The sequence below is a fragment of the Bradyrhizobium sp. UNPA324 genome (assembly GCF_006658635.1).
In the GTDB taxonomy this organism is placed as follows: domain Bacteria; phylum Pseudomonadota; class Alphaproteobacteria; order Rhizobiales; family Xanthobacteraceae; genus Bradyrhizobium; species Bradyrhizobium nanningense.
The window spans coordinates 5,002,558-5,019,082 of sequence record NZ_LFJD01000004.1; the positions used below are offsets into that span (position 1 = coordinate 5,002,558).

The 16,525-nt window shown below is 64.6% G+C and carries 17 protein-coding genes; 14 read left to right on the plus strand and 3 right to left on the minus strand.

Annotated elements, in window-relative coordinates; genetic code table 11:
* Positions 1-185 precede the first annotated feature (185 nt).
* Positions 186-1,457, plus strand: coding sequence for an MFS transporter (locus UNPA324_RS23965; RefSeq protein WP_141936250.1), 1,272 nt, complete (start codon positions 186-188; stop codon positions 1,455-1,457).
* A gap of 31 nt (positions 1,458-1,488) precedes the next feature.
* Here UNPA324_RS23965 and UNPA324_RS23970 read toward each other — a convergent pair whose 3' ends face one another.
* On the minus strand, positions 1,489-1,815 hold the full coding sequence (locus tag UNPA324_RS23970) for a hypothetical protein (RefSeq protein WP_128916714.1): 327 nt from the start codon (positions 1,813-1,815) through the stop codon (positions 1,489-1,491).
* A gap of 227 nt (positions 1,816-2,042) precedes the next feature.
* Positions 2,043-2,267, minus strand: coding sequence for a hypothetical protein (locus UNPA324_RS23975; RefSeq protein ID WP_128916715.1), 225 nt, complete (start codon positions 2,265-2,267; stop codon positions 2,043-2,045).
* 272 nt (positions 2,268-2,539) lie between these two features.
* Here UNPA324_RS23975 and UNPA324_RS23980 point away from each other — a divergent pair, with 272 nt between their 5' ends.
* From UNPA324_RS23980 to UNPA324_RS23990, 3 genes are all read left to right on the plus strand, one after another.
* Positions 2,540-3,496 (plus strand): N-carbamoyl-D-amino-acid hydrolase, encoded by a 957-nt coding sequence (locus UNPA324_RS23980; protein WP_141936252.1) that lies wholly within the window; start codon positions 2,540-2,542, stop codon positions 3,494-3,496.
* A 681-nt stretch (positions 3,497-4,177) separates the two neighbouring features.
* On the plus strand, positions 4,178-4,597 hold the full coding sequence (locus UNPA324_RS23985; protein ID WP_141936254.1) for a DUF4118 domain-containing protein: 420 nt from the start codon (positions 4,178-4,180) through the stop codon (positions 4,595-4,597).
* A gap of 150 nt (positions 4,598-4,747) precedes the next feature.
* Positions 4,748-4,945 (plus strand): hypothetical protein, encoded by a 198-nt coding sequence (locus UNPA324_RS23990; RefSeq protein ID WP_141936255.1) that lies wholly within the window; start codon positions 4,748-4,750, stop codon positions 4,943-4,945.
* Between the two features lie 242 nt (positions 4,946-5,187).
* Here the strand turns inward: UNPA324_RS23990 and UNPA324_RS23995 are convergent, their stop codons facing one another.
* Entirely contained in the window at positions 5,188-6,165 is a 978-nt protein-coding gene (locus UNPA324_RS23995; RefSeq protein ID WP_128916719.1) for a LysR family transcriptional regulator, read from the minus strand.
* A gap of 120 nt (positions 6,166-6,285) precedes the next feature.
* On the opposite strand from UNPA324_RS23995, the gene UNPA324_RS24000 reads away from it, so the two are divergent.
* From UNPA324_RS24000 to UNPA324_RS24045, 10 genes are all read left to right on the plus strand, one after another.
* Positions 6,286-7,323: a class 1 fructose-bisphosphatase gene (locus UNPA324_RS24000; RefSeq protein ID WP_141936257.1), complete on the plus strand. Its 1,038-nt coding sequence runs from the start codon at positions 6,286-6,288 to the stop codon at positions 7,321-7,323.
* A gap of 12 nt (positions 7,324-7,335) precedes the next feature.
* Positions 7,336-8,211 (plus strand): phosphoribulokinase, encoded by an 876-nt coding sequence (locus tag UNPA324_RS24005; protein ID WP_128916721.1) that lies wholly within the window; start codon positions 7,336-7,338, stop codon positions 8,209-8,211.
* Between the two features lie 28 nt (positions 8,212-8,239).
* Positions 8,240-10,270, plus strand: coding sequence for a transketolase (gene tkt / locus UNPA324_RS24010; protein WP_141936260.1), 2,031 nt, complete (start codon positions 8,240-8,242; stop codon positions 10,268-10,270).
* The gene (gap, locus tag UNPA324_RS24015; protein ID WP_141936262.1) at positions 10,267-11,274 is read left to right on the plus strand and encodes a type I glyceraldehyde-3-phosphate dehydrogenase; all 1,008 of its coding nucleotides are present in this window, start codon (positions 10,267-10,269) and stop codon (positions 11,272-11,274) included. Before tkt ends, gap begins: the two co-directional genes overlap by 4 nt.
* Before the next feature lie 32 nt (positions 11,275-11,306).
* Positions 11,307-12,392, plus strand: coding sequence for a class II fructose-bisphosphate aldolase (gene fba, locus UNPA324_RS24020; RefSeq protein ID WP_141936264.1), 1,086 nt, complete (start codon positions 11,307-11,309; stop codon positions 12,390-12,392).
* A 39-nt stretch (positions 12,393-12,431) separates the two neighbouring features.
* Positions 12,432-13,892, plus strand: coding sequence for a form I ribulose bisphosphate carboxylase large subunit (locus UNPA324_RS24025; RefSeq protein WP_128916725.1), 1,461 nt, complete (start codon positions 12,432-12,434; stop codon positions 13,890-13,892).
* Between the two features lie 11 nt (positions 13,893-13,903).
* Complete coding sequence (locus UNPA324_RS24030) at positions 13,904-14,311, plus strand: ribulose bisphosphate carboxylase small subunit (RefSeq protein ID WP_128916726.1); 408 nt, start codon at positions 13,904-13,906, stop codon at positions 14,309-14,311.
* Between the two features lie 97 nt (positions 14,312-14,408).
* The gene (cbbX, locus tag UNPA324_RS24035; RefSeq protein WP_141936266.1) at positions 14,409-15,341 is read left to right on the plus strand and encodes a CbbX protein; all 933 of its coding nucleotides are present in this window, start codon (positions 14,409-14,411) and stop codon (positions 15,339-15,341) included.
* Positions 15,338-16,075: a ribulose-phosphate 3-epimerase gene (gene rpe, locus UNPA324_RS24040; RefSeq protein WP_128916728.1), complete on the plus strand. Its 738-nt coding sequence runs from the start codon at positions 15,338-15,340 to the stop codon at positions 16,073-16,075. The genes cbbX and rpe overlap by 4 nt, the downstream gene beginning before the upstream one ends.
* 228 nt (positions 16,076-16,303) lie before the next feature.
* On the plus strand, positions 16,304-16,516 hold the full coding sequence (locus UNPA324_RS24045; protein ID WP_128916729.1) for a hypothetical protein: 213 nt from the start codon (positions 16,304-16,306) through the stop codon (positions 16,514-16,516).
* The last annotated feature ends 9 nt before the right edge of the window (positions 16,517-16,525 follow it).

The following is a 16,525-nucleotide window of genomic DNA, read 5'->3' on the forward strand; positions in this document are numbered from 1 at the left end:
CGCGCAGTTCCCCGCAATTCTCCGCGTTTCCGCACTCCGCACGCGATTGGCACAGCCGTTGCTGAAGGCGTGCCGAAACCATCCGGTTTTCCAATAAATCTGCGGAGGACGTCGTGAGTTCACAGGAAGCCTCAATTCAGACTGTCGGAGCGCCCCTCACGGAATCGCGTGCCGATGTCAGCGACATGAAGCGCCGGTTGCGCGCGATCTTCGTCGGCTCGGTCGGCAATCTCGTCGAGTGGTACGATTTCTACGCCTATGCGGCGTTCTCCCTCTATTTCGCCAAGGCGTTCTTCCCTGATGGCGACGAGGTGGTGCAGCAGCTCAACGCGGCGTTGCTGTTTGCGGCGGGCTTCCTGGTACGTCCGCTCGGTGGCTGGCTGTTCGGCCATCTCGCTGATCGCTATGGCCGGCGCAATGCACTGACACTGTCGGTCGTGATGATGTGCTTCGGTTCGCTGATCATCGCGGTGACGCCGACTTATGCTTCGATCGGCCTGGCCGCTCCTGTCATCCTCGGCCTGGCGCGGGTGCTGCAGGGGCTGAGTCTCGGCGGCGAATACGGCACCAGCGCCACCTATCTCAGCGAGGTCGCCGACGAGAAGAACCGCGGCTTCTACTCCAGCTTTCAGTACGTGACCCTGATCGGCGGCCAGCTCTGCGCCATCCTCGTGCTGCTTCTGTTGCAGAAAGTCTTTCTGTCGACTGACGAAATCCGCGCCTGGGGCTGGCGCGTGCCGTTTGCGTTCGGCGCCGTTCTCGCCGTCGTCGCGGCCTTGATGCGCAGCAATCTGCACGAAACCGATGCCTTCAAGAGCAGCCAGGCCGCGGTGAAGAAATCCAGCTCGATCCGCGCGTTGCTGAACTATCCGCGCGAGCTGATGCTGGTGGTGGGACTGACGATGGGCGGTACGGCGGCCTTCTATACCTACACCACCTACATGCAGAAATTCCTTCGCCTCTCGGTGAAGCTGACCGACGACCAGACCACCATGGTGACGGCAGGAAGCCTCGTCTTCGCGATGGTGCTGCAACCGGTTTACGGTGCGATCTCCGACCGCATCGGGCGCAAATGGCTGCTGATCGGCTTCGGCGTGTCCGGCACGCTGTTCACCATCCCCCTGTTGACGACGCTGCAGGCCACGCACGATGCATTTTCCGCCTTCCTGCTGATTGCCGCTGCCTGGATGATCGTATCAGGCTATACCGCGATCAATGCGGTGGTGAAGGCGGAACTGTTTCCGACCAGCGTGCGCGCGACGGGCGTCGGCGTGCCCTATGCGCTGACCGTCTCGATCTTCGGCGGCACCGCCGAATCGATCGCGTTGTGGTTCAAGTCCATCGGTCACGAAAGCTGGTTCTACTGGTATCTGACCGGCTGCATCGCGGTTTCGCTGCTGGTCTATCTGACGATGCGCGACACCAAGGCGACGTCTGCAATGGACCGTCACGAATAGGGCGGGGACGTCCGGCGGGCGGTGGATCTTCTCACCGCCTCGCCACCAACACCCCCACCAGAAACGCCACCATCAGTGCCGGCAGCGGCGCCTCGCGGACCATGCCGCGAAGGACGTCCGGCCAGTGCTGCTCGGGGACCAGTCTTGGCGATCGCACGTTCGGCGCCGGCGCGATGCCCCAGTGTGATGCGAGCTCGGCAACTTCGCTCGACGCCAGCCGCACGTCGTCGCGCACGCGGAAGATCGCGGCCTCCGCGCGCTCGCGCGGCGCGAGCTGCATCAGTGTCGCGACGGCCGTGCGCAACGTCATTTCGCCAAAACCTTGCAGCCTCACCTGCTCCTCGGGATCGGACGTCATGTGAAATCCCTCACAGCGCCAAATTCTTCACAACGCGAAGTGGCGCGCGAGGGCGAAGGCGGCCGTCGCGCACAGGACCAGCGTGGACACCGCACCGGCCACGCCGCGCGCGAGATGGGCTCTTGTCAGGTGCCTGGTCATGATCGTGCTCCATGCTCTCATGGAAATGGCGGCACGTGACGTTGGTTCCTTCAGCGCCCCGAATCGACGAACTCGCCGTGTGCTGATTATTTCCGCAGCAGCTCGCTCAAGGCCGCCGTCGCCTCGGCGCAGCGGATGTCGTCGATCTCGCGCGACAGGCTGAGCGCGCTCGCTCTCAGCTCTTCGAGCTTCCAGCTCTCCGGATGCTGGCTTTCGAGCTGACCCAGACGCTTGTTCAGATCGTCCAGTCTGGATTGGAGCTGCCCGATGCTGGCGTCCCCATTCACTTTCCAAACGCGTTGTGCACGCATCGTCGTTCCCCTGATAGTCTCACGGCCTTGTGAGAGCGGTTCGTGGCCGGAATGGGAGTTTGTTTTGTCCGGCTTCAGACGGTGGGGAACCGTTGCATATCCGCAACGAAGTTCCCGGACTTTCGCGAATGATCGCGCGGCGCCGCACGATGATACCCATAGGCATGGAATTTGATTGTGTCCCGTCAGGACGATGGGGAAGCCGGCCTGTGCGTGCGGTGCGCCGCTCGATAGGCTCAGACCCGACGCACTCGGAAACGAAGGAATGACGCGTGGCGAGAGTTGTGACTGTTGCAGCCGGCCAGCTTGGCCCGATCGCCAGGACCGAGAACAGGACCCAGGTCGTGGCCCGGCTGATGGCCTTGATGCGCGAGGCGAAGGCTTGCGGCTGCGACCTGATCGTCTATCCCGAGCTTGCGCTGACGACGTTTTTCCCGCGCTGGTATTTCGAGGATCAAGCCGAGATCGACGGCTTCTTCGAGCGCGAGATGCCGGGTCCGGAGACGCAGGCCCTGTTCGACCTTGCGCGCGCGACCGGCATCGGCTTCACCCTCGGCTATGCCGAGCTGACGGTCGAGGCCGGAATTGTCAGGCGCTACAACACCTCCATTCTCGTCGACAAGAACGGCGCCATCGTCGCCAGATATCGCAAGGTCCATCTGCCAGGCCATGCCGAGCATGAGCCGTGGCGAAAATTTCAGCATCTGGAGAAGCGCTATTTCGAGCCGGGCAGCGGCTTCGGTGTCGTCGATGCCTTCGGCGGCGTAATGGGCATGGCGATCTGCAATGATCGCCGCTGGAGCGAGACCTATCGGGTGATGGGCCTGCAGGGCGTCGAGATGGTGATGATCGGCTACAACACGCCGGTGCACAATCCGCCCGCGCCCGAGCATGACGATCTCTCGCTGTTCCACAACCATCTGGTCATGCAGGCCGGCGCCTATCAGAACGGCACCTTCGTGGTCGGCGTCGCCAAGGCCGGCGTCGAGGAGGGCGTGGACCACATCGGCGGCAGCTGCGTCATCGCGCCTTCGGGCGAAATCATCGCGCGGTGCACGACCAAGGGCGACGAGCTCGCGCTCGCCCGCTGCGATCTCGACCTCTGCAATTCCTACAAGCGCACCACCTTCAATTTCGACGTCCACCGCCAGCCGCGCGCCTATGGGATGATCGTGGAGCGGAAGGGTGTGACGACGATGGCGGATGGAACGCCGGTGCGAGTGAGGTGATGATCTCTTCTTGGTAGCCCGGGTGAGCGCAGCGATACCCGGGACAGTGCTTGCGCAGACCCGGATGTCGCTGCGCTCATCCGGGCTACGGTTCCGTCACCCTGAGGCGCTCGTCTCCGACCGAGCGCTTGCAAAGCCAACAGACCGGTGAGCGGACGGGGTCAAGGCCGTTAGCCGCCGAAGGCGGGGGCGCGCCAGCGCCAGCCTTGAGGCTGGCCGCTCACCGGTCTAACTCCAGCACAGTTGCTCTTGGCTTTGAGGGCGGAGTGATCAATCAAACCTCGGGCGAAACGCGCCGCGATTGCCAGCCAATTTTGTCGCGAGCTCCTCGCAATGACGGCGCGGAGAACGCCTGCGTCCCACTTCGCTCTCGTGCCCCGGACGCAGGTGCAGCGGCCCGGCGATGCGAAGCATCGTCGGGGGTGGTGCGCTGCAGAGCCGGGGCCCATCCATCCGCATTGTGCCGTGTCGCCCTGGGTCCCGGCTCTGCGCCGCAACGCTCAACGCGTTGCAGCTTGTCCGGGACACGCGCACCCGAGCCAGCCTGCAGGCCTCCCGGAGTGGTGCTTTGCGGCTCGTTTACCAATCCCGTGGGGGTGCAATTTCCATCTCGCGGTTTGCCTGCCGCTGTAGTACTTTCGTCTCAATCGGACCCGGTTAACGGGCAGCAGGGGGAGACTGATGAAGCGTGCGGGGCTGTTTGGCGTACCGCGGGTACGGCCGTGGTCGTGGCAGGCGTTTCTGCTTGGATGCGTCGTTGTCGCTGTGTCGGCTGTGCTTCAGGGCATCTGCGTCGCGCTCGGCGCAAAGCTGTATTTTGCAGTATTCCTGCCCGCCCTGTTCGTGCTCGGCCTGATAGCGGGCGCGCCGGCGGCGGTGTTCGCCGCGCTGTTCACCGTTCCGCTGGTGTGGTGGGCATTCATTCCGCCCTTCTTCGAATTCAACGCGCTATCCAGCGCAAATACCGATTCCATCAACCTGTTCTGCCTGCTCGCCGTGCTGCTGATCGGCTTTGCCGATCTCTGCCGCGAGACGATCAGGATCATCCGCCGTGGCGGGCTGAATCCCCCGGGCGAGAGCGCGGCAACGAATCCGCAATAAATCGCTATCGAGATCGTCCTGGCACGACGTTGCGCGTTGCGTGCGCGCAACAGTCCGGCAACCATCCGCGAGCTTGTCGCGCGCCGCTAACTTTTCGAAAAAGATTTGACCGCAATTTCTCCCGCGGGAATGACGAGGGAGTTTTCGGACATGAACGGTCACGCCATCTTTGAGAACGTGCGACGCTATCGCGGCATCGCATCGCTCTATCGCCAGACCGCTGCATTCCGCCCGGGCCAGAGCTGGTCGCTGCTGGAGCAGGCGCGGGAGTGGGAAGCGCGGGCGCTGTCGGAGCTGGAAGCCTATTTCGCGTTGCGCACGGACTACGCCGCTCCGCTCGCAGCCTGATCGTTAACGACCGGCGCAGCCGTGAACCGGCCCGCCGCAGGCGCGATCGCCCTCGTGGCAATTACGGAGTTGTCTCGCGCGGCGCCTGTGCTAGCAACGGGCCGATCGAAATCTCCTTCACGCCGGCCGGGGCAAGCAATGACCACCTTCAACCGCATCTTCACGACGGAGCGCCTGCTCCAGATCATCGTGATCCTGGCGGCCACCGTCGCGATGAAGCTGATGAGCTGAGCGCCGGCGGATTATCCTCCGCCGAACTCGGGCACGTCGGGCAGGTAGTTCGACCCTTCCGAGCCCAGAAAATCGAACATCGCCTGCGCCGGCGGCAGCAGTACCTTGTCGCTGCGGCGGATCACGTACCATTGCCGCACGATCGGCAGGCCCGCGACGTCGAGCACGACGAGCCGGCCCTCGGCGAGCTCATGCGCCACCGTGTGGGCCGAGATGAAGGCGATGCCGAGCCCGGCGATGACCGCCTGCTTGATGGTTTCGTTGCTGCTCATCTCCATGCCGATGATCGGCTCGAGGTCGGACTTCTGGAACATGCCCTCCATCAGCGTCCGCGTGCCCGAGCCGGGCTCGCGGGTGAGGAAGGTTTCGTGCACGAGATCGGTCAGGTTGAGGCCGGAATCCTTCTCCAGCCAGTGCCCCTTGCGCGCGACGATGATGTGCGGGTTGCGCCCGAGCTGGCGGACGTCGACGGAGACGTCGGCCGGTGGCCGACCCATCACCGCGAAATCGAGGTCGTAGCCGTGCATGGCCTCGCGGATCTCCTCGCGATTGCCGATGGCGAGCTTGATCTCGATCTTGGGGTACCGCTTGGAGAACGCCGCGATCGCATGCGGCACGAAATATTTCGCGGTCGAGACCGCGCCGAGATGCACGGTGCCGCCGGTCCGGCCCGCGAGCAGGTCGAGCGCGCCCTGACAGTCCATGATGGCGGCCTCGACCCGCTCGGCCAGCGTCAGCACCTCCTTGCCCGCCTCGGTCAGCAGCATGCCGTCGCCGGTCCGCTGCACCAGCGGCAGGCCGGCGAGATCCTGAAGCTGCCGCAGCTGCTGGGTCACGGCCGGCTGGGTCAGCCCGAGATGCCCGGAGGCCGCCGTCACGCTGCCCTTGACCGAGAGCGCCGCAAGCGAGCGCAGCTGCCGGATCGTCAGATGCCGGAGCTGAGCCGCCGCATGGCTGGGGCCATTATAAGAAAATTCTTTGACGCTCATTATGAATAGAAATTTTCCTTATTAAGCTGCCCCTGTCAAGCTCCTGATGCCGGGACTGATCGCACCAACCTCCAGCGGGGAGGCAATTGGAGGCGGCGCCGGCAAAGGGGATGGACGCAGATGACCGGGCAACTCAGGCTGGACGATCACCTTCAACGGTATTCCGAGACCGCGCCGCATGCGCTGGCCGTGGCAGCTGCGGTCGATGCCATCGCGGCGGCAGCCATCGAGATCGCCGACCTCATCGCCGCGGGCGATCTTGCGGACGCCTCCGGCCTGACCACCGGCCGCAACAGCGACGGCGACCTCCAGCGCGACCTCGACGTGCAGGCCGATGCGATCCTGCGCCGCTGCCTCAGCAAGATGCCGATCGCAGCGCTCGCCTCGGAAGAGATGCGCGAGGCTCAGATCGGCGATCGCGAGGCAAAGATCTGCATCGCGATTGATCCGCTCGACGGCTCCTCCAACATCGACATCAACATGACCGTGGGCACGATCTTCTCGATCCTGCCCGCCCCGGACGACCTGACGCTCGCCTTCCATCAGCGCGGCTCGGCGCAGCTCGCGGCGGGCTTCGTCACCTACGGTCCGCAGACCTCCCTGGTGCTGACGCTCGGCGAGGGCGTCGACATCTTCACGCTCGACCGCAAGGCGGGCTGCTTCCGCCTCGCGCGCAGCGGCGTGCAGATCGCCGAGGCCTGCGAGGAATTCGCGATCAATTCGTCGAACCGTAGGCACTGGGATCCGCCGGTGCGTGCCTTCATCGACGAATGTCTCGCCGGCGTCGATGGGCCCGCCAACCACGATTTCAACATGCGCTGGGTCGGCTCGCTGGTTGCCGAGGCCTATCGCATCCTCACCCGCGGCGGCATCTTCCTCTACCCTTCCGACGCGCGTCCCGGCTACGGCGACGGCCGCTTGCGCCTGACTTACGAGGCGCACCCGATGGCGATGATCATCGAGCAGGCCGGCGGCTCCGCCACGACGGGACGCGAGCGCATCCTCGACCTCTCGGCGCAGAGCCTGCACCAGCGCGTGCCGCTGATCATGGGCTCAAGCAACGAGGTGCGCCGCGTCGAGGAGCTGCATTGCGATCCGCTGCTGGTCGCCAGCGTCTCCGCACCGCTGTTCGCGCGGCGCGGCTTCTTCCGGTTGTGAGCGAGGCGTCCCATGTCCAGGAAGCATCCGATCATCTCGATCACCGGCTCCTCCGGCGCCGGCACCACCTCGGTGAAGAAGACGTTCGAGCAGATTTTTTTCCGCGAGAAGGTCAACGCGGCCTACATCGAGGGTGACGCCTTCCACCGCTACGACCGCGCCGAGATGCGCGCGCAGATGGCCAAGGAGGCTGATCGAGGCAACAAGCATTTCAGCCATTTCAGCCCCGAGACCAACCTGTTCGAGGAGCTGGAGCGTGCGTTCCGAGATTATGGCGAGACCGGCACGGCGGTGACGCGGCACTATGTTCACGACGCCGAGGAATCGGCGCTGCACGGCGTGGCGCCCGGCACATTCACCGATTGGGAGAAGCTGCCGGAGAACTCGGACCTGTTGTTCTACGAGGGCCTGCACGGCGCCGTGGTTACCGACAAGGTCAATGTCGCGCGCTATGCCGACCTCAAGATCGGCGTCGTTCCGGTCATCAATCTCGAATGGATCCAGAAGCTGCATCGCGATCGCAGCGCGCGCGGCTATTCGACCGAGGCGGTCACCGACACCATCCTGCGGCGGATGCCCGACTACATCCACTACATCTGCCCGCAATTCACCGAGACCGACATCAACTTCCAGCGCGTGCCGACGGTGGACACCTCCAATCCGTTCGTCGCGCGCTGGATCCCGACGCCGGACGAATCGATGGTGGTGATCCGCTTCAAGAACCCGCGCGGCATCGACTTCCCTTATCTGCTGTCGATGCTGCCGCAGAGCTGGATGTCGCGCGCGAATTCCATCGTCTGCCCCGGCGCGAAGCTCGATCTCGCGATGCAGCTGATCCTGACGCCGCTGATCATGCAGCTCATCGAGCGCAAGCGGAACCTGAAGTGACGAACACCAACAACAATGGGAGGATCCGATGAACATCTCGGTTCATGCCGAAGCCGACCTCAATGCGGTCGCGCACAATGATCTCGCGAACGCCGTCCGCTTCCTCGCGGTCGATGCCATCGAGACGTCGCAGTCGGGCCATCCCGGCCTGCCCATGGGCATGGCCGATGTCGCGACCGTACTGTTCTCGCGCTTCCTGAAATTCGACTCGGCGCATCCCAATTGGCCGGACCGCGATCGCTTCGTGCTGTCGGCCGGTCATGGCTCGATGCTGCTCTATGCCCTGCTGCATCTGACCGGCGGCGACGTCAGCCTCGACGATATCAAGGCCTTCCGGCAATGGGGCTCGAAAACGCCGGGCCATCCGGAATACGGCCATACGCCGGGCGTGGAGACCACGACAGGGCCGCTGGGGCAGGGGATCGCAACCGCGGTCGGCATGGCGCTCGCCGAACGGATGGCCAATGCGCGGCATGGCGACGGCCTCGTCGATCACTTCACTTATGTGATCGCCGGCGACGGCTGTCTCATGGAAGGCCTCAGCCAGGAGGCGATCTCGCTCGCCGGCCATCTCGGGCTCGGCCGACTGATCGTGCTGTTCGACGACAACGGGATCTCGATCGACGGAGCGACCTCGCTGGCCACGTCCGACGATCAGCTCGCGCGTTTCGCCGCCTCTGGCTGGTCGGTACGCAGCATCGACGGGCACGATCCCGAAGCGATTGCGCAGGCGATCGCAGAGGAGCGCGAGACTGCAAAACCGTCGCTGATCGCCTGCCGCACCATCATCGGCTACGGCGCGCCGGATCGGCAAGGCACGGAGAAGGCCCATGGCGCGCCGCTTGGGATCGAGCAGGCCGCGGCAGCGCGGCGGGCGCTCGGCTGGGACTATCAACCCTTCGTGGTGCCGATGCCGGTGCTCAAGGCGTGGCGGATGATCGGGCAGCGCGGACAAGTCGATCGGCTCGCCTGGCTCGATCGCTATGAACGCGCGACACCCGAGCAGCGCGATCTGTTCGTCGAGGGCAAGGCCGTCGCTCTGCCTGCCGCCTATGCGCTGGCCGCCGCGAAATTACGGGAGCGCTTTGCTAGCGAACGTCCGAAGCTCGCGACACGGCAGGCCTCGCAACAGGTGCTCGATGGCATCGCCGGGACGATTGCCGGTTTGGTCGGCGGCTCCGCGGACCTGACGCATTCGAACCTCACGCACGCCAAGGCGCAAGCTCCCGTCAAGCGCGGCGCTTTCGCCGGCGACTACATCCACTACGGCATCCGCGAGCACGGCATGGCCGCCGCGATGAACGGCCTCGCGCTCCATGGCGGCTTCATTCCCTATGGCGGCACCTTCCTGGCGTTCTCCGATTACAGCCGGCCCGCGATCCGCCTTGCGGCGCTGATGCGGCTGCGGGTCATCCACGTGATGACCCACGACTCGATCGGCCTCGGCGAGGACGGCCCGACGCACCAGCCGGTCGAGCATCTCGCCTCGCTGCGCGTCATTCCGAATCTTCTGGTGTTCCGTCCCGCCGACGCGGTGGAGACACTCGAGGCCTGGGACTGCGCGCTCAGCTCCGAGAACCGTCCGTCCGTGCTGTGCCTGTCGCGGCAGGCGCTGCCGACCTTCCGCAGCGATGCGCGCGGCAGAAACCGTGTGTCACGCGGCGCCTATCTCGTCGTCTCGCCGGACGGCGGCCGCGACGTGACGCTGATTGCGACCGGCTCGGAAGTGTCGATTGCCTCGGAAGCCGCTCGCTTGCTTGCGACTGAGTACATCCGTGCAGCCGTGGTGTCCGCACCCTGCTTCGCCCTGTTCGAGGAGCAGCCGGACGATTACCGCGCCACGGTGCTCGGCACCGCGCCGCGCGTCGGAATCGAGGCGGCCGTCGCCGGTGATTGGCATCGCTGGCTCGGCGCCGAGGCCGAATTCGTCGGCATGCGCGGCTTCGGCGCCTCGGCGCCGGCGCCGGTGCTGTATCGCGAATTCGGCATCACGCCGCAGAGTATTGCAGAGGCGGCCAGGCGCTCCGTCGCACGTCGGAACCAGGGAAAATCAGCATGAGCTTGCGTGTCGCCATCAACGGGTTTGGCCGGATCGGTCGCAACGTGCTGCGTGCGATCGTCGAGTCCCGCCGCAACGATATCGAGGTGGTCGCGATCAACGATCTCGGTTCGGTCGAGACCAATGCGCATCTGTTGCGCTTCGACTCGGTCCATGGCCGCTTTCCGGGCGACGTCAAAGTCGACGGCGATACGATCGATATCGGAGGCGGTCCGATCAAGGTGACTGCGATCAAAGATCCGGCGCAGCTGCCGCATCGTGCGCTCGGCATCGACATCGCATTGGAATGCACGGGCTTGTTCACCTCGCGGGAGAAGGCCGCCGCGCATCTTGAGGCCGGCGCAAAGCGCGTGCTGGTCTCGGCGCCGGCGAGCGAGGTCGATCTCACCGTCGTATTCGGTGTCAACCATCTCGCGCTGACCGGTGATCACATCGTGGTCTCCAATGCCTCGTGCTCGACCAACTGCCTCGCGCCGCTCGCGCAGGTGCTGGACGAGGCCGTCGGGATCGAGAAGGGCTTCATGACCACGATCCACTCTTACACCGGCGACCAACCGACGCTCGATACGTTTCACAAGGACCTCTATCGCGCCCGCGCCGCGGCGCTGTCGATGATCCCGACCACGACCGGTGCGGCCAAGGCGGTGGGGCTGGTGCTGCCGGCCCTGAAGGGCAAGCTCGACGGTGTGGCGATCCGTGTGCCGACGCCGAACGTTTCGGTGGTCGATTTCAAGTTCGTCGCCAGGCGCGCAACGAGCGCGAAGGAGGTCAACGAGGCGTTTCAGGCAGCTGCCAAGGGACGGTTGAAGGACATTCTGGGAGCGACCGACGCGCCGAATGTCTCCACCGACTTCAACCACGATCCGCGCTCGAGCATCGTGCATCTCGACCAGACCAAAGTCATGGACGGCAATCTGGTGCGGGTCATGAGCTGGTACGACAACGAATGGGGCTTTTCCAACCGCATGGCCGACACCGCCGCTGCGATGGGCCGGCTGATCTGAGCTGACGGAAAGACAGGAAACGGAGAATTCCCTTGGCACGTATTACCCTTCGACAATTGCTCGACCACGCCGCGTCTCATGGCTACGCGGTGCCGGCATTCAACATCAACAACATGGAGCAGGGCATCGCGATCATGCAGGCAGCCGCCGAGGTCGATGCGCCCGTGATCATCCAGGCCTCGCGCGGCGCGCGCAGCTACGCCGGCGATCTCATGCTCTCGCACATGATCGACGCGCTGGAGCGGACCTATCCGGACATCCCGCTTTGCATGCACCAGGATCACGGCAATGACGAAGCGACCTGCGCGTCCGCGATCGCCCACGGCTTCACGTCCGTCATGATGGACGGCTCGCTCAAAGCCGATGCCAAGACGGCGGCCGATTACGACTACAATGTCGCGATCACCCGCCGCGTCGTCGATCTCGCCCATTGGGTCGGCGCCTCCGTCGAAGGCGAGCTCGGCGTGCTCGGCTCGCTGGAGCACGGCGGCGGCGAGCAGGAAGATGGTCACGGGGTCGAGGGCAAGGTCAGTCATGACCAGCTCTTGACCGATCCCGACCAGGCGGTCGACTTCGTCCAGGCCACCAAGGTCGATGCGCTCGCCATCGCGATGGGTACCTCGCACGGCGCCTACAAGTTCAGCCGCAAGCCGGACGGCGACATCCTGGCGATGCGAGTGGTCGAGGAGATCCACCGCCGTCTGCCAAACACGCATCTGGTGATGCACGGCTCCTCCTCGGTGCCGCAGCCGCTGCAGGACATGTTCAACCAGTTCGGCGGCGAGATGCCGCAGACCTGGGGCGTGCCGGTCGAGGAGATCGTCCGTGGCATCAAGAGCGGCGTACGCAAGGTCAACATCGACACCGATTGTCGGCTGGCGATGACCGCGGTGTTCCGCAAGGTCGCCGCGCAAACGCGCTCGGAGTTCGATCCGCGCAAATTCCTCAAGCCCGCGATGGATGCGATGCGCGAGCTTTGCCGCGAACGTTTCGAGCAGTTCGGCTCGGCCGGCAACGCGAGCAAGATCAAGGTCATTCCCTTGAGCGAAATGGCACGGCGCTATCGCGCGGGCGAGCTCGATCCGCGCGTCGACGCCCGCGAGCCGGTTGCGGCCTGATCAATCAGAAAGAGCAGAGAAGAAGAACAGGAGAGAGACATGAACGCACATGCAGGTACGGTCCGCGGCAAAGAGCGCTATCGCTCCGGCGTGATGGAATATAAGCGCATGGGCTATTGGGAGCCCGATTACACGCCAAAGGACACCGACGTCATCGCACTGTTTCGCGTGACGCCGCAGGAAGGCGTCGACCCGATCGAGGCGTCGGCCGCGGTGGCCGGTGAATCTTCGACCGCGACCTGGACCGTGGTGTGGACCGATCGCCTGACCGCCGCCGAGAAGTATCGCGCCAAATGCTACCGCGTCGATCCGGTCCCGGGTGCGCCGGGTTCGTATTTCGCCTACATCGCCTATGACCTCGACCTGTTCGAGCCGGGCTCGATCGCGAACCTCTCGGCCTCGATCATCGGCAACGTGTTCGGCTTCAAGCCGCTCAAGGCGCTGCGGTTGGAGGACATGCGATTCCCCGTCGCCTATGTGAAGACGTTTCAGGGGCCGGCGACCGGCATCGTGGTCGAGCGCGAGCGGCTCGACAAGTTCGGCCGGCCGCTGCTCGGCGCGACGGTGAAACCGAAGCTCGGGCTTTCGGGCCGCAACTATGGCCGCGTGGTCTATGAGGCACTGAAGGGCGGGCTCGATTTCACCAAGGACGACGAGAACATCAACTCGCAGCCCTTCATGCACTGGCGCGATCGTTTTCTCTACTGCATGGAAGCCGTGAACCGCGCGCAGGCCGCCTCCGGTGAGGTGAAGGGCACGTACTTGAACATCACCGCGGGCACGATGGAGGACATGTACGAGCGCGCCGAGTTCGCGAAGGAGCTGGGGTCGTGCGTCGTCATGATCGACCTCGTGATCGGTTACACCGCGATCCAGTCGATGGCCAAATGGGCGCGGCGCAACGACATGATCCTGCATCTGCACCGCGCCGGCCACTCGACCTATACGCGGCAGAAGAGCCATGGCGTGTCGTTCCGCGTCATCGCCAAATGGATGCGCCTTGCCGGCGTCGACCACATCCATGCCGGCACGGTGGTCGGCAAGCTCGAAGGCGATCCCAACACCACGCGCGGCTACTACGACGTTTGCCGCGAGGACTTCAATCCGACCAAGCTCGAGCACGGCCTGTTCTTCGACCAGCACTGGGCGAGCCTGAACAAGATGATGCCGGTTGCCTCCGGCGGCATCCATGCCGGCCAGATGCATCAGCTGCTCGACCTTCTGGGCGAAGACGTCGTGCTGCAGTTCGGCGGCGGCACCATCGGTCACCCCATGGGAATTGCGGCCGGCGCGATAGCCAACCGCGTAGCGCTGGAAGCGATGATCCTCGCCCGGAACGAGGGCCGCGACTACGTCCACGAGGGCCCGGAGATCCTGGCCAAGGCGGCCGAGACCTGCACGCCGCTGAAGGCCGCGCTCGAGGTCTGGAAGGACGTCACCTTCAACTATCAATCCACCGACACGCCGGACTTCGTGCCGACGGCGCTCGAAACCGTTTGAGGAGATTTGACATGAAGCTGACTCAAGGCTGCTTCTCGTTCCTGCCCGATCTCACCGACGATCAGATCACCAAGCAGGTGCAATATTGCCTGACCAAGGGTTGGGCGGTGAACATCGAGTTCACTGACGATCCGCATCCCCGCAATACTTATTGGGAGATGTGGGGCCTGCCGATGTTCGACCTTCAGGACGCCGCCGGCGTGATGATGGAGCTCGCCGAATGCCGCAGGGTGTACGGTAACAGCTACATCCGCATCAGCGGCTTCGATTCCAGCCATGGCTGGGAATCGGTGCGGATCTCCTTCCTCGTCAACCGGCCGCCGCAAGAGGCGGAGTTCGAGCTGGTGCGGCAGGAAGTCGGCGGCCGCGCGATCCGTTACACCACGGTTCGGAAGCCGGCCGCCCACGCCTCTCAATAGCCATTCTCTTCCGCGCGGAGCTCTCCCTGCTCCGTATCCTTGGCGGACCACTGCTTCGCCGCTCCCCGCGGCGAAGCTCTTTTCTTCGAGGGTAGCTATGCTGGATGTTCCCCACGCAACCACGACCGAGCCCGGCGAGACCCATTTCGATCTCCGCAAGGAAGCTGAAGCGGCTGGGATCACCGACACGCTTCAGCAGCTCGAGCGGGAGCTGGTCGGATTGAGGCCGGTGAAGAGCCGCGTGCGCCAGATTGCCTCACTGCTGCTGATCGAACGTATCAGGCAGCGCGCGGGCCTGGCCTCCGCGCCGCCGACGCTGCACATGTCGTTCACAGGCAATCCCGGCACCGGCAAGACCACGGTGGCGCTGCGCATGGCCAAGATCCTCCACGGCCTCGGCTTCGTGCGGCGCGGGCAGGTGATCTCGGTCACACGTGACGATCTCGTCGGCCAATATATCGGCCACACCGCGCCGAAGACCAAGGAGATCCTGAAGAAGGCGATGGGCGGCGTGTTGTTCATCGACGAGGCCTATTACCTCCATCGCCCCGACAACGAGCGCGACTACGGCCAGGAGGCCATCGAGATCCTGCTCCAGGTGATGGAGAACCAGCGCGAGGACCTCGTCGTGATCCTCGCCGGCTATGGCGAGCGAATGACGAGCTTCTTCGCTTCCAATCCCGGCTTCCGCTCGCGCATCGCCCACCACATCGAATTCCCCGACTATGCGGAGGCCGAGCTGCTCGTCATTGCCGAGCTGATGCTGAAGGAGCGGGGTTATCGCTTCTCGGCCGCGGCACGGGAGGCGTTCGAAAAATACATCGCGCTGCGCCGGACCCAGCCGTTCTTCTCCAATGCGCGCTCGATCCGCAATGCCGTCGACCGCATCCGGCTGCGGCAGGCCGATCGCCTGGTGTCCGATCTCGATCGCATGCTCGATGTCGCCGACCTCGAAACCATCGATCCCATGGACGTCCTGGCGAGCCGCGTTTTCAGCGGCGGCGCCGATGCGCGGAGTGCAAAGCCATGACCAGAGAGATCATCATCGCCCCCTCGATCCTGGCTGCGGATTTTGCGCGTCTCGGCGAGGAGGTCGCGGCAATCGACACGGCCGGCGCCGACTGGATCCATTGCGACGTCATGGACGGACACTTCGTGCCGAACATCAGCTTCGGTGCCGACGTCATCAAGGCGATCCGGCCGACGACCAAGAAGATCTTCGACGTGCATCTCATGATCGCGCCTGTCGATCCTTATCTGGAATCGTTCGCGAAGGCCGGAGCCGACGTCATCACGGTGCACGCCGAAGCCGGCGCCCATCTCGACCGCTCGCTGCAGGCGATCCGTGCGCTCGGCAAGAAGGCCGGTGTCAGTCTGTGTCCCGCCACGCCCGAGAGCGCGATCGCCTACGTGCTCGATCGCGTCGATCTCGTGCTGGTGATGACGGTCAATCCGGGATTTGGCGGCCAGTCCTTCCTCGAATCCCAGCTCGCGAAGATCGAACGGATCAAGGCCATGATCGGCGACCGGCCGATCCGGATCGAGGTCGACGGCGGTATCACGCGCGACAATGCGGCTGCCGTGGCGGCCGCGGGCGCCGATACGCTGGTGGCGGGTTCGGCCGTGTTCCGCGGCAAGGGCGCCGCCGACTACGCCACCAATATTGCGGCCATTCGCCTCGCTGCCGAGGCCGGCCGAGTTCCGCACGTGCAAGTCAGTTCTGCGCAGCGGGTACGCGTAGGCGATGGAGGTCGTCTCCGGTAGACTATGTCCAATCTCGAGGCGACGCCGCAATCGGCCGAGACTGTCCGCCCTTGGCGGGGGGGGGGGGGCCGAGTGTCGGTCGGCGCCAATTGGAACTTTCGCCTGAATACGCATTTCAAGAGCGGGCCGAGGCCAGGCGCGCGGTGGGCGCAGCAAATCTTTTGCATAACCGCCATTTGCCTGACGCAAATAAGGGCAATAAGCTCTGCAAATGCGAGGGAGGGTCTCATGGAGAACGTACGTCGCTACCGGGCGCTGGCGTCCCTCTGTCGTCAGCAGGCGGCCTACCGGCCGCTCCAGAACTGGCAACTCCTCGGCCAGGCCGAGCATTTCGAATATCTCGCCGAGGTCGAGCTCAAGGCGCATTTCGACGCCTGCAACGTGAAGCACGACGATGGCGCCGCGGCGCCCGCGACATGGGAGGCCCCAGTCGCGGCATGACGGCGCCTG